Origin of the sequence: Hymenobacter duratus (genome assembly GCF_014698995.1) — a bacterium.
Classification (GTDB): domain Bacteria; phylum Bacteroidota; class Bacteroidia; order Cytophagales; family Hymenobacteraceae; genus Hymenobacter; species Hymenobacter duratus.
Map to the genome: position 1 here is coordinate 1,464,934 of NZ_JACWZZ010000001.1, position 13,445 is coordinate 1,478,378.

The 13,445-nt window shown below is 57.4% G+C and carries 11 protein-coding genes; 4 read left to right on the forward strand and 7 right to left on the reverse strand.

Going from position 1 to position 13,445, the window contains the following annotated elements; genetic code table 11:
- Window positions 1-88: 88 nt before the first annotated feature.
- Entirely contained in the window at window positions 89-382 is a 294-nt protein-coding gene (locus tag IC231_RS06100) for a hypothetical protein (protein WP_190783627.1), read from the reverse strand.
- 188 nt (window positions 383-570) lie between these two features.
- On the opposite strand from IC231_RS06100, the gene IC231_RS06105 reads away from it, so the two are divergent.
- Entirely contained in the window at window positions 571-993 is a 423-nt protein-coding gene (locus IC231_RS06105) for a BrxA/BrxB family bacilliredoxin (RefSeq protein ID WP_190783628.1), read from the forward strand.
- Window positions 994-1,071: 78 nt separating this feature from the next.
- On the opposite strand, the gene recQ is transcribed toward IC231_RS06105, so the two are convergent.
- Complete coding sequence (gene recQ, locus IC231_RS06110) at window positions 1,072-3,258, reverse strand: DNA helicase RecQ (RefSeq protein ID WP_211538886.1); 2,187 nt, start codon at window positions 3,256-3,258, stop codon at window positions 1,072-1,074.
- Window positions 3,259-3,437: 179 nt separating this feature from the next.
- On the opposite strand from recQ, the gene IC231_RS06115 reads away from it, so the two are divergent.
- Window positions 3,438-4,415 carry a KpsF/GutQ family sugar-phosphate isomerase gene (locus IC231_RS06115; protein ID WP_262892752.1) on the forward strand — a complete coding sequence of 326 codons (978 nt, stop codon included), beginning with the start codon at window positions 3,438-3,440 and terminating at the stop codon, window positions 4,413-4,415.
- 100 nt (window positions 4,416-4,515) lie between these two features.
- Window positions 4,516-5,604, forward strand: a complete 1,089-nt coding sequence (locus tag IC231_RS06120; protein WP_190783630.1) for a mannose-1-phosphate guanylyltransferase — start codon at window positions 4,516-4,518, stop codon at window positions 5,602-5,604.
- A gap of 76 nt (window positions 5,605-5,680) precedes the next feature.
- On the opposite strand, the gene rlmB is transcribed toward IC231_RS06120, so the two are convergent.
- The 5 genes from rlmB to IC231_RS06145 all read right to left on the reverse strand — a co-directional run bounded on the left by rlmB (window position 5,681) and on the right by IC231_RS06145 (window position 12,893).
- Window positions 5,681-6,712: a 23S rRNA (guanosine(2251)-2'-O)-methyltransferase RlmB gene (rlmB, locus tag IC231_RS06125; protein WP_211538888.1), complete on the reverse strand. Its 1,032-nt coding sequence runs from the start codon at window positions 6,710-6,712 to the stop codon at window positions 5,681-5,683.
- Window positions 6,679-7,848: a GWxTD domain-containing protein gene (locus IC231_RS06130; RefSeq protein ID WP_190783631.1), complete on the reverse strand. Its 1,170-nt coding sequence runs from the start codon at window positions 7,846-7,848 to the stop codon at window positions 6,679-6,681. The genes rlmB and IC231_RS06130 overlap by 34 nt, the downstream gene beginning before the upstream one ends.
- A 165-nt stretch (window positions 7,849-8,013) precedes the next feature.
- Window positions 8,014-11,013 carry a glycosyltransferase family 117 protein gene (locus IC231_RS06135; protein ID WP_190783632.1) on the reverse strand — a complete coding sequence of 1,000 codons (3,000 nt, stop codon included), beginning with the start codon at window positions 11,011-11,013 and terminating at the stop codon, window positions 8,014-8,016.
- A 218-nt stretch (window positions 11,014-11,231) separates the two neighbouring features.
- A complete protein-coding gene (locus tag IC231_RS06140) occupies window positions 11,232-11,864 on the reverse strand; it encodes a T9SS type A sorting domain-containing protein (RefSeq protein WP_190783633.1) in 633 nt (210 codons plus the stop codon).
- A gap of 306 nt (window positions 11,865-12,170) precedes the next feature.
- Window positions 12,171-12,893, reverse strand: coding sequence for a biotin--[acetyl-CoA-carboxylase] ligase (locus tag IC231_RS06145; RefSeq protein ID WP_211538890.1), 723 nt, complete (start codon window positions 12,891-12,893; stop codon window positions 12,171-12,173).
- 84 nt (window positions 12,894-12,977) lie between these two features.
- Between IC231_RS06145 and rsfS the strand changes: the two genes are divergently transcribed.
- Window positions 12,978-13,367 (forward strand): ribosome silencing factor, encoded by a 390-nt coding sequence (rsfS, locus tag IC231_RS06150; RefSeq protein WP_190783635.1) that lies wholly within the window; start codon window positions 12,978-12,980, stop codon window positions 13,365-13,367.
- The last annotated feature ends 78 nt before the right edge of the window (window positions 13,368-13,445 follow it).

Here is a 13,445-nt window from a genome sequence, read left to right on the forward strand (position 1 = left end):
ATTTTAATTGCGCAAACGCTGTAAATTCAACTTGATATTTGTTTTTTAGTATAACTATGGCAAGATGAAGTAGTAGCCTGCAACAAGCCTAGCCGGGTAGTTGGGTGCGGGCCAGTGCTTCCCACTCAGCCCGAATGCTGCCATCGAACACGGGCCGACCCGCCCGGCGGTACCAGTAGCCTGCATTACCAGCGTCGCCTTCCTGCCGGTGCAGCAGCGCGTGCAGCCAGTCGAAATAAGGTGCGCCCTCGTGCTCCTGCGCAATGTCATGGGCAAGGCTCCATTCGTCGCGACCGGCATGCCAGAGGGCACGCAGCAGCGGCGAAAAGCTTCCGGGCACGGCATGCTGCGTAAGGGAGGTCGAAAATTCGGCGTAGGTCATGTGTAGTAAAGTGGTAGGATGAAAAGGCGTGAGGCTATCTAGTGAAAAGCGGATGGCACTTAAACTTCTCAGCGGGCATTTAGGTTGAATACGCCGACTGCAGAAGGGCCGCACTATTTGCGTATTTTTGCAGCCGCGGCGGCACGTTGCAGTCCGTTTGTTTTAACTCTCACGCCTAGCTTTTACCTATGGCTACGTACCCCGAATACATGGTTGCCCCGATTCGCCAGGACCTCGTTGAGGCCGGCTTTGAGCAGCTGATGACCCCCGAAGAAGTGGACGCTGTCCTCAACGAGCAGACAGGTACCGTGCTGGTAGCCGTCAACTCGGTGTGCGGCTGTGCGGCTGCTAAAGCCCGCCCGGCCCTGAAGATGGCCGTTTCCAGCTCCGATAAAAAGCCCGCTAAGCTCGTGACGGTATTTGCCGGCATGGAAACCGATGCCGTGGCCAAAGTGCGTGAGCATCTGCTCCCGTATCCGCCCAGCAGCCCTAGCATTGCCCTGTTCAAAGACGGCGAGCTGGTGCACATGATTGAGCGTTACCACATCGAAGGCAACGACCTGATGCGCATCGTGAATAACCTGCAGGGTGCTTTTGAGGAGTACTGCTAATCCCGGATCCAGCATCTGAAAACATAGAAGGCTTGCCGGATGGCAAGCCTTCTATGTTTTTACAGGGTGTTTGTAGCGTTAGTTGGCTACCTCACTCAGAAACTTGATACGCATCAGGCGCAGATCCTCTTCCGTGTATTCATCGGAGCCGAGCTCTTTCAGCGCCACGGCAATATTATCGGTGCTGGCCGACATGAAGTAGTCGTAGATTTCGTCCTGGCGCTCGTGGTCCAGTACGCCGTCGATGTAGTAATCGAGGTTGAGCTTGGTGCCGGAGTAGCAGATGTGCTCGATTTCCTCCATCAGTTCCCGCATGTCAATGCCCTTTGAGGAAGCAATTTCCTCTAGGTCCATCTTCTTGTCGATCTGCTGAATGATGTAGATCTTGATTTTGGACTTGTTGACCGCCGACTTCACCACCACATCGGTGGCCGTTTCGATGTCGTTGTCGTCCACGTATTTCTTGATGAGGGCTAGGAACGGCGTGCCGAACTTGGTGGCTTTGCCCTGCCCGACGCCGCCCACGTGGGCGAGGTCATCCATCTTCAGCGGGAAGGTGGTGGCCATTTCCTTGAGCGAAGGGTCCTGGAAGAGCACGTATGGCGGCAGGTTTTTCTCCTTGGCCATCTTTTTGCGCAGGTCTTTCAGCATCTGGAACAGCACTTCGTCGTGGCCGGCGGCCTGCTGTACCTCTTCCTGCTCCTGCTCTTCCTTCACCTCTTCCTCGTAGTCGTGGTCTTTGGTGAGCTTAATAGATTGGGGATTCTCGATGAAGTCCATACCCTTGTCGGTGATTTTTGCAACGCCAAAGTTTTCAATATCCTTCTCCAATAAACCAAAAATCAGGCACTGTCGCAGCAGCGAGTTCCAGAATTGTGCGTCATGGTGCTTGCCTTGTCCGTAGATGGGCAGACCATTGTGGCCGTAGCTCTCCACGTGCGCATTATTCATGCCCATTAGTACGGTGCCAATGTGGTCGAGGCCAAACCGCTGCTCGGTTTGTACCACGGCTTTCAGTGCCATGGCCACTTCGTCTTTGGCCTCAAACTTCTCCTTGGGGTGCTTGCAGTTGTCGCAGAAGCCGCAGTCTTTCGGATACGTTTCGCCGAAGTAATGCAGCAGCTGCTTGCGCCGGCACACCGCCGAGTCGGCGTAGTTGGCCATTTCCTGGAGCAGCAGCTTGGAGTTGTCGCGCTCCGTCACGGGCTTGTCCTTGTTGAATTTCTCCAGCTTCACGATGTCGTCGTAGCTATAGAACATCAGGCAGTCGCCATCCAGCCCGTCGCGGCCGCCGCGGCCGGTTTCCTGGTAGTAGCCCTCAATGCTTTTGGGCGTGTCGTAGTGAATCACGAAGCGCACATCGGGCTTGTCGATGCCCATACCGAAAGCAATGGTGGCTACAATAACGTCGGCATCCTCGTTCAGGAAAGCGTCCTGATTGGCCATGCGCACCTGCGGGTCGAGGCCGGCGTGGTAGGGCAGGGCCCGCACGTCGTTCACCTTGAGCAGCTCGGCAATTTCCTCCACCTTCTTGCGGCTCAGGCAGTAAATGATGCCGCCCAGGCCCTTGCGCTGCTTCACGTACTGAATCAGCTGCTTTTTGGTGTTGTGCTTGGGCCGCACCTCGTAGTAGAGGTTGGTGCGGTTAAAGCTCGTCTTGAACACCGAGGCATCGTCCATCTGCAGGTTTTTCTGGATGTCCAGCTGCACTTTGGGCGTGGCCGTGGCCGTGAGGGCAATGATGGGCACCTGCCCGATGTTGTCGATGATGCCCCGGATGCGGCGGTACTCGGGCCGGAAATCGTGGCCCCACTCCGAAATGCAGTGGGCCTCGTCGATGGCCACGAAGCTGATGGTGGCTTTCTGCAGAAACTCGATGGTTTCGTCTTTGGTCAGGCTCTCGGGCGCTACATACAGCAGCTTCACCTCGCCGCTGATAACGTCCTTCTTTACCCGGTTGATTTCCGATTTGCTCAGCGTCGAGTTCAGAAATTGGGCATTCACGCCAAAGGCGTTGAGCTGGTCGACCTGGTTTTTCATCAGAGCGATGAGCGGAGAAATAACGATGGCCGTGCCCGGCAGCACCAGCGCCGGCAGCTGATAGCAAAGGCTTTTGCCCGCACCGGTAGGCATAATCACGAAGGTATTGTGGCCTTCGATGACGTTCTGGATGATGGCTTCCTGCGTACCGCGGAACTGACCGTACCCAAAAACTTCCTTTAACTTGCCCTTCAAATCAGGTTTTTCACTGACTACGGTGTTCACAGCTGGCATCGACATCCTCACTTACTCGGTTGGGAAATTCAGATAGGTTTTCGGCGCCTGGCGCAGGTTGCCTATCTCAATCTAGGGATTTTTGAAGTATTCGGTAACGTGTAGCGGGCAAAAAGACAAAACCTTGTTTCGTGAGCGGCCCTTTCACGCAATACCTAATCAAATTTAGATTGAAACCGCATAACGAACTTCATTCCATTGCAAAAAAAGTGCTTTTGCACGAAGCAGAGGCCATCCGGGGCGTAGCAGAAGCTATTGCACAAACGCCGGATTTTGCACAATGCGTAGAGGCGATTTTGTCTTTGCGGGGTCGGGTCGTCGTCACAGGCATCGGCAAGAGCGCCCATATTGCCGGCAAGATGGTCGCCACATTGAACTCTACGGGTACGCCAGCGCTGTTTATGCACGCCGCCGACGCCATCCACGGCGACCTGGGCATGATACAGCCCGAGGATTTTGTGGTGGCCATCAGCAAGAGCGGCGACACGCCCGAAATAAAAGTGCTGGTGCCGCTGCTCAAGCGCAAAGGCGTGCCCATGGCGGCTCTTGTCAGCAACGCGGAATCCTACCTGGCCCAGCAGGCCGACTACGTGCTGCACGCTCCCGTTGACCGGGAAGCCTGCCCGCACAACCTGGCTCCCACCACCAGTACTACCGCTGCACTGGCCCTCGGCGATGCGCTGGCAGTGTGCCTGCTGGAAAGCCGGGATTTTACGCGCCAGGATTTTGCGCGCCTGCACCCCGGCGGCACGCTCGGCAAGCAGCTCTACCTGAAAGTAGGCGACCTGAGCCGGCAGAACCAGCAGCCCCAGGTACTCGACAGTGCTCCGCTGAAGGATATTATCCTCGAAATTTCCGGTAAGCGCCTGGGTGCAACGGCCGTACTGACTGCCGCTGGCCAGCTGGAAGGCATTATCACGGACGGTGACCTGCGCCGTATGCTTACCAACTTTGCCGGCCGGCTGGAAGATGTGCGCGCCCGCGACATTCTCACGGCCAATCCGGTGAGCGTTGAGGTAGACGATTTTGCGGTAGAAGCCCTGGCGCGCATGCAGCAGCGCAACATCACCCAGCTGATTGTGACGGAACAGGGGCGCTTCAGCGGCTTCATTCACCTGCACGATCTGCTCCGCGAAGGACTCGTTTAAGGCGAACTGCCGTTCGTTGTCTTACAAAATCGGATATTTGTGCGCCCATGTGGTAGCGCCTTATCCTCTGAGGCGCAGTGGGTGTTTTCCAGACTTGATTATGAATCAACACACGTACCTAGTGGTTATGGCAGGCGGCATCGGTAGCCGCTTCTGGCCCTTCAGCCGCACCAATCATCCTAAGCAGTTTCATGATGTGCTGGGAGTGGGCCGCTCCATGCTGCAGCTCACCGTTGACCGGTTTGCCGGGATCTGCCCAGCCGAAAACGTCTTTGTGGTCACGAACCGCGACTATCGGGACTTGGTGCAACAGCATTTGCCGGAGTTGCCGGCCGACCAGATTCTGGGTGAGCCCATCGGCCGCAATACGGCGCCGTGTATTGCCTACGCCAGCTACCGCATTGCGCAGCGCGACCCGCAGGCGGTAGTGGTAGTAACGCCCGCCGACCATGCCGTGCAGCGCGAAGATGAGTTCCGGCGCGTCATTTCGCTGGCCGTAGATGCGGCCCGCACGCATGAAGTGCTCATCACGCTGGGCATTCAGCCCTCGCGCCCCGACACCGGCTACGGCTACATCCAGTTCATGGACGATGAGGCCAGCAGCCTGCCGAATGGCCTGAAAAAGGTGAAAACGTTCACGGAGAAGCCGAATACGGAGCTGGCCAACATGTTCCTGGCCAGTGGCGACTTCCTCTGGAATTCGGGCTTGTTTGTGTGGCGCGCCGACGTGATTCTGAAAGCATTCCACAGCTACCTGAGCGACATATCTGAGGTGTTTGAGGAAGGAAGTGCCCAGCTAGGCACTCCGCAGGAAGAAGAGTTTATTACGGCGGCTTACTCCCGCTGCCGCAACATCAGCATCGACTATGGTGTGATGGAGAAGGCCGACAACGTGTATGTACTGCCCGCCGACTTCGGCTGGAGCGACCTAGGCACGTGGGACTCGCTGCACCGCATGGGCCGCCGTGACGAGAACGGCAACGTGATAGATGGCGACGCTATTCTCTACGACACCCAGGAATGTGTTATCAAAACGCCTTCCGAGCGGCTGGTTGTAGTGCAGGGCCTCGACGGCTACATTGTGGCCGAATATGACAACGTGCTGCTTATCTGCAAGCGTACCGAGGAGCAGCGCGTGAAAGATTTCGTTGCCGACGTGAAAGCCAAGAAAGGCGCGGGCTACAACTAACAGTCAGCATACATAACACAGCAAAAAGCCGGGCCTGAATAGGTTCGGCTTTTCTTTTTAGTGTAATTCGTAGCGGCTACTCTTTGGCCGACGTCAGGCGTTGGCGCAGCACTTCAAACAGCATGATGCCGCTGGCTACCGACACGTTGAGCGAGCCAATCTGGCCAGTCATCGGGATGCGGAGGCGGTGGTCGGCGAGCTGTAGGTATTCAGGCGAAATACCGTCTTCTTCGCTACCCATGAGCACGGCCACCGGGCCGGTCATGTCTACGGCAGCGCTTTCCAGGCTGGCGTCGGACTTCTCGGTGCAGGCTACAATCTGCACGCCCGATTCCCGCAGGAAGTTGAGACTGTCGCGCAGGTTGTTTTCGCGGCACACTGGAATCAGGTTAAGGGCCCCAGCCGAAGTTTTCACGGCATCCCCGTTGATCTGGGCGGCGCCACGAGCTGGCACTACAATGGCGTGCACGCCCATACATTCGGCGTTGCGGGCAATAGCGCCGAAGTTGCGCACGTCCGTCACGCGGTCCAGAATCAGTAGGAAGGGTACTTTGCCTTCTTCGTATAGCCCGGACAGAATGCTGTCGAGCGGCATGTAGTCAATCGGCGAGACGAAAGCCACAGCGCCTTGGTGGTTCTTGCGTGTCAGGCCGTCCAGCTTTTCGGTCGGCACCATTGACACGGGCGTGCCCCGCTCGCGGGCCAGGTCGTTAATTTCCTGCGTCAGGCTGTTTTTGGTACCGCGCAGCAGGAAGATTTTCTCCAGCGTCCGGCCGGCGTGCAGCGCTTCCAGAATCGGGCGCAACCCGAACAGCATGTCGATGTTGTGGTCGGCGGCCGGGCGGTGCGAATAGAACGGCTTGTCGCCGCCAGTCGAGCGGCCGGTGTTATTGCGTGGTCCATCAAAATTCCGTCCGCCCCGGTTGTCGTTGCGGGTATCGGAGCGCCCTTCGTCACGGCCTTCCGGGCGGCTTTCGGGGCGGCGGTAGCCACCGGGCACGTCGTCGCCGAAGTCGCGGCGCGGGGTGCGGGGTACCGGACGGTTTTCCGAATCAAAAAAAGTGCGGCGCGGCTTTAGCGGCCCGGGGCGGTCATTGCTTTTCTCCATTGCTCCACGGCGGCATACCAGAGACGTTCGTTCTCGGGGCGGCGCACCAGTTCATAGTGTTCAGGCGCAAAGGTACTCGGTTTGGGCCGGAACATATAAGTAGCTGAGCTGCCGTTGTCGCGGGCATGGTATACCCACCGTTCTTCCTGAGCCGTGCGGTACACGGCATCGGGCGCGCCAAGCACCATGTAGAGCATGCCCCGGTCGGTCATCCAGCCCGCTTTGTGCGCCGCAAACAGCTGATTGGCGGTAGTGGCGCGGCTATAATACAGCCGGATTGCCTGCCGTGCCAACGACTGTTGGCCGGCCGCCGCTTTCAGCCAGAATTCATCGACGGCCCGCTTGGGATTGGGGGCATCGTACAGCTTTTTGCGCTCGGCCGAGGTTGTCAGATAGATAAGAGGCTGGATCAATTCGTCGGCGGTGGTGAGGTCCGGGTACTCGGCTCCGGTTACGAGCAACCCCAACACGCTGGGTTCTCCCATCAGCCGCAGCGTATACAGGCCAGGCTCCGGAAGAGCCAATGCCACCCCGGCCCGGGCAAACAGCGAGTCGCGGACCGCAAGCGTAGCCGGGCCGGCCGACTGCCGCAGCGGGTCGGCATGTGGGGGCAGGGCAGCCACAAAAGGCGTCGTGTACTGTTTCACGCTGACGGGCTGCTCGGGGCCGTAGCGGTCCACATAAAAAGCCTCGCCTGCTCGCACCGTGCGCCGGAGAAGCGGTACTCCTAAACTATCAGCAAGAATGTAAGGACGGGCCAGCCGGGCGGCAGTAAGTGGAAGCCAGGCCGCTTCACCAGATGCCGCAGCGCCGGCCGGGCCGCAGGCCATGCTCAGCACGGTTCCGGCCTGCAGGCGGGCCATCGGCAGGCAGAATTCTACGCGGGCGGCTGCGCCTTCAAAGCGGAGGCGGCGCGCCAGATGCGTAACGGTATCGGCCCAGATTGGTCGTTTGGCATCATACGCGGGCCACGCCAGCACCCGCAGCGGCTGTTGCTGCTGCAGTACGCTGCCATTAGGAAACCGCAGATAGATGCGCAGACTGTCGCCTTCCCGCCGCGAGTCCATCAGGATTTTCCGGTCGGAATGATACTGGCCGGCAAAGTCGCGCCGCTGGGCCGATGCAGCTGGTAACAAAGTCAGCAGCAAGCCGCAAAAAAGAAGTAGTCGGACCGAATGGTTCACTGGTGGCTAAATGAGTGTGACTACTGAAACGAAGAAGTGGCTTGTAATGTCAGCAGAAGCCAACAAAAAAGCCGGCCCAATTGGGCCGGCTTTTTGAGTAGAGCTATGAAACGCTCCTTACTGACGCGGATAATACTGGTTGAGCAACTCCAGAGCCTTGCCAGCGCGGGCCTGGTCGCCTACCTGCTCAGCGGCGCGGTATACGCTCTGCAGACCCAGTAAATACGTCTGACTTTCAATGTCGAATAGGGCCGGATTGTGGGTGCGGTAGTACGCCAGGGCCACCTGGGCGCGGCTGGTCATTTTGTCCATGATGTCGTGGGCACGCGCCTGCTCGCCTACCGTCACCAGCGCCGGTACAAACTGTGGCGAGTAGTAGTCATAAGGAATAGTGGCGTCGGGCATCGTTTCGAAAGCCTTATCCAGTATTTCTTTGGCCTTGGCCTTGTCGCCGTCGGCGAGGTAAGCGTTGGCAAGGCGGGCAAACTTGTCGCGGTAGTTAGCCGGGAAGCGCAGATGGTTTTCGTCGTAGAAAATGCCCGGCTTGTTGAGGTTGCGGAAGGCGAATTTCTTCATCATGTTCTCGTACATGATGTTTTTCTCAACGTAGCCTTCATCCGAGGAGCGAGGTTCGTAGTTCGGGTCCTTCAGCGGCAGCACGCGGTAGGCCATGCCCTCCAGCTGGAAGTACGGCTGCAGGTTCATGAAGTCGGAGCCGGCTACGGTGCTGGAGAAGTAGATAGGGCGCTGCCAGTTGTTGGTAGCCAGCATGTCCAGTATCACCAGATTCTTCTTCTCGATGGCGCCTTTGCCCATATCCCATTCCATGCGCGACACCAGTTGCTTGCTGCGGTCAGCCGGCACGAGGCCCTGCTTCTTCACGGCGGCCGTGTCCACGTTCAGGTAGAACTTGCGCGTCGGATACGACATCATCATTGGCGAGCCTTCGCCATACGATACCTGCAGCAGCTCGCTGTTGTCTTTCACCAGCTGAATAAACTCATTCAGGTTTACTTCTTTCACCGAAGGATTTTCGGCGTAAGGCAGCATGTCGTTGGTGCCCTGCTTGTACCGGTCGTTGGGCATGGAGATGGGCAGCGGCTGCGACAGATAGGCCTTGCGCTTCATCTGCTGGATATACCAGTCGGTGTTCAGGTAGCTCAGTACGGCTACGCGCACGTCGGTTCGCACGCCTTCCACTTCTTGGGCATACCAGAGCGGGAAGGTGTCGTTGTCGCCGTTAGTAAACAGGATGGCGTTGGGCTGCAGCGAGTTCAGCAGGTTTTTGGCTGAGTCAACCGAATTGTAGCGGTCCGACCGGTCGTGGTCGTCCCAGCCCTGGCCCACCAGAATAGCAGGTGCTAGCAAGCCGAGGACCGTAGCTGCCACAGCGCGGGGCGTATCGGCCTTGAGGATGGAGCGCAGCAGCTCGGCCAGCCCCAGCACACTCAGGCCAATCCAGATGGCAAAGGCATACGTGGCGCCCGTGAACGTGTAGTCCCGTTCACGCGGCTCGATGGGCGGTTGGTTGAGGTATACCACAATGGCCAGACCCGTAAACACGAACAGCAGGCCTACGATAAAGGCATTGCGCGAGTCGCGGCGGGCGTGGAAGAACAAGCCAATCAGGCCCAGAATCAGCGGAATGGCAAAGAAGTTGTTGCGGGCGGGGCTGTCGGCCATGCGCTCTGGCACACCGCTCTTGCCGGCATCCCAAGGCCACAGGCCCCCGGATTGCTGAATGTCGCTCTGGCGGCCGACGTAGTTCCAGAGGAAGTAGCGCCAGAACTGGTGGCCCATCTGGTAACGGAACAGGAACGACAGGTTCTGGCCCATGGTCGGCTTCACGCCTTCCCTAATATCTACCCACTTCTGATAGTTGTAGATGTGCTCGGGCTGCGGGCTGTAGATGCGCGGCAGCAGCATCTTGTCGGCATCGTCATAAATGAGCGTCTGGCGCTTTTCGGCTACCACGTACCGGTCGCCTTCGCGCACGTAGCGTGGGGCGCCGTCCTCGTAGCGGACGGGGCGGGCGTTGAACTGCGGGCCGTACAGCAGCGGACGGTCGCCGTACTGCTCGCGCTTCAGGTAGCTCACGAAGCTCAGGACGTCCTCGGGGTTGTTTTCGTTGATAGTAGGGTGGTAGCTGCTCCGAATCGGGATGATGAGGTAGCTGGAGTAGCCAATCAGGATGAACACGAGGCTCAGCATAGCCGTGTTCACGAGGCGGTTGCGCTTCTGGAACGAGTAGCGGAAGCCCAGCCACAGCAGACCCACGAACAGCACCAGGAAAATGATGATGCCCGAGTTGAACGGCAGGTGCACGTTGTTCACGAAGAACACCTCAAACCCGCCCGCCAGCGAAGGCAGGCCCGGGATGATGCCCACCAGAATCAGGCCTACAATCACAAGGCTTACCACCAGCGTGATGATGCCGCCCATTGTAGTTGGGTTCTGGGTGCGGCGGTAGTAGTAGATGAAGGCCAGCGCCGGCACCGCCAGCAGGTTCAGCAAGTGGACCCCGATGCTGAGGCCAATAACGTAGGCAATCAGGATCAGCCATTTGTCGGAATCGGCTTCGTGGGCGCGGTTTTCCCACTTCAGCATAATCCAGACCACGGCCGCCGTAAACAGCGACGACATAGCGTACACCTCACCCTCCACAGCGTTGAACCAGAACGAATCGGAAAAAGCAAACGACAAAGCACCCACCACACCGGCGCCCAGGATGAGCAGTGTTTGGCCCGAAGTAGGCTCCGGCGTGCCTGGCACCGTGTGGCCGGCTACCTGGCGGTGTAGCACCAGCTTCTTGGCCAGCATTGTGATGGTCCAGAACAGAAACAGCACCGTGAACGAGCTGCTCAGCGCCGACAGCGCATTCACCAGCACCGCCACTTTCGTTACGTCTCCGAATGAGAATAGGGAGAAGATGCGGCCCAGTAGCAGGAAGGTAGGCGCACCGGGTGGGTGCGGCACCAGCAGCTTATACGAACAGGCAATAAACTCGCCGCAGTCCCAGAACGAGGCTGTGGGTTCGAGCGTGAGCAGATAGGTGAGGGTGGCAATGGCAAAAACCAGCCAGCCCACTAAGTCATTCAGGCTTTTGTATGAACGCATGCGTGCTTGGGATAGGGACGGGGAGAGCCCCGCCCGTCGTTAGGGCCCGACGGGGTTTAAATGATGCAGAAATCCGTGAAAGACCAAAAGTAGAGAATAAATCCGGCCGCACCGCACCCTGTTCAACGCCCGAAACGGTGGTTGCCGTGTGTAGCACACAAAAAAAACGGCCGGGGATGCCGGCCGCTTTTTTCAAAGAATATGTACAGCAAAGGGCATTAGTTCTGCAGAACCAGCCGCTTTGTTGCCACTACTTTATCGTTGACCAGCAAGCTGTAGATGTACATGCCGGTTGGCAGGTCGGAGAGGTTGATGGGCACACCAGCCGCGGCTGTTTCAGGGCGTAGTGTAACAGTGCGCACCTCCCGGCCAATAATATTGCTCAGCCGCAGCTTATACTCCGAGCCGACTTTCTGGCTCACAGTTACGGTTACCAAGCCCTTGCTGGGGTTGGGGTAAACGCTCATTCCAATGCTGGCCGCTTTGGCATCCAGCGTAGCTTGCGGGGCATTGCTTACGGTAATAGTGCCCGTCTGGCCTATCCACTGGTTGCCAGCAAACGACGAGTGCGCTGTGCAGTGGTAGTTGAAAGTGCCGGCCGTATTGAAGACGATGGAGTTGGTAGTGGAGGTAGGGCTAATAGTGAACGTAGCCCAGGAGGCATTGTCCGAAGCAGTAGGGTGGGTACCGAAGCCTACGTTTACCCAGCGTATCTCGTCGCCAGGGCGAATGGTTACAGCTGCCGGACGATAGAAGTTGTCACCGACTTCCACCGTAATGGTGGCCGCCAAAGCAGAGAGTTGTGCCAGCAAAAGAGCCAGTACTCCAAAAAGACGCGTAGAAATTTTCATGACATTCAGTACGGGTTGTAGAGTACGGGCTAGCAGCAAGTCCTCTAAATATATTGATTTTTTAATGATGCTATATCTCGCTGCCAAAGGGGCAGAACAGATAGCACGCATGCCAGTAGACAAGCACCGTGCCTAAGTGTAAGCACATGCCTGGGATACAGATGACTCCGGAAGTGAAAAGGTTGCGCAACTAGCCATTCCAGTTCATATAGAGCAACTCGGATACTCCTGTCAAAAGGTTGCCTGGCTTCTATAGCCCGACTAAAAAAATACGTGCCTTTTCTGCATCTACTAGTAAGCGCCTTACTAGAGCACGTAGCGTATTTCTTTCAGATCAAAGTGGCGCAACTGGCCTTCTATCGCAACAGCCAAACGGCCCAGTTCATCAACTCCCGTAATTTCGCCGGTAAGACGACGGCCATCCACTTCATAAGAATGCGTTTCCTGATACCGATAAAGCGCGTGCAGATAGTCGTAGCGGATGGCGGACAGACGACCGGCGCGCAGCTGCAGATAGCGCCGCTCCAAGCACTCGAGCAAGCGGGTGACTAAGGCCGGCAGGGCGTAGGCCCGGCCCGTTATCCAAGCAAGCGAAGTGGCAGTATGCGCGCCGAATGCTCGCTGGTTTACATTAATCCCAATCCCGACTACACTCTGCTGAATCATTGTGCCGCTAAGCGTGTTTTCAATGAGGATACCACCTAGCTTTCGGTCGCCGTAGAAAATGTCATTGGGCCATTTTACGCGCAGTGCTGCGTCGGGCCCGAGTAAGGAGGTGGCCCAGTCGTGCACGGCAAGCGCTACAGTCTGGCTGAGCAGAAACTGATCCTGTGCTGGCAGGAACGTAGGGCGCCATATCACCGAAAACGTCAGGTTTTCGCCCGGATTGGTTTCCCAGCGGTTGCCCCGCTGGCCCCGGCCAGCGGTCTGTTTGTCGGTAATTACCACGCAGCCGTCGGTGGCGCGGTTTTCGCCAATAAGGTTTTGTGCTTCGGCGTTTGTTGAGGCACATTCGGGCAACCAAACCACTTGGTGGCCCGTGAAGAGAGTTTGCGGGAATAGAGCCTCCACTTGATTTTCGTACTTTGTGATGTTCAAACCTAACAATACCCCATGAAAAGTACCCTGGTTCGACAGGATTCGGACAAGTTGGCAGATGTAGTAGTACGCGGCATGCAGGAAAAGAAAGCTGTCGATATCGTGGTGCTAAACCTCAAAGACCTCAAAAATGCTGTAGCAGACTATTTTATTATCTGCTCGGCCTCTTCAGATACGCAGATTGATGCTATTGCCCGTTCGGTAGAAGAAGAAGTAGAAAAGCTGACCGGCCAGAATCCCTGGCAGACGGAAGGCCGCACCAACCGCGAGTGGGTGCTCCTCGACTACGTGGACGTAGTAGTGCATGTTTTCCTGCGCGACCGGCGCCAGTTCTACGCTCTGGAAGAGCTGTGGGGCGACGCGGTAATCCGGCACGTGGAAGAGGAAACTGTGCCGACACGGTAAAGTAAAACCGGAGTAGCTGCGTCTGCTTCCGGGAACAAACGTACGGGCGGCGTGTTCCGCCTTTGTTTTTTGCTTTAG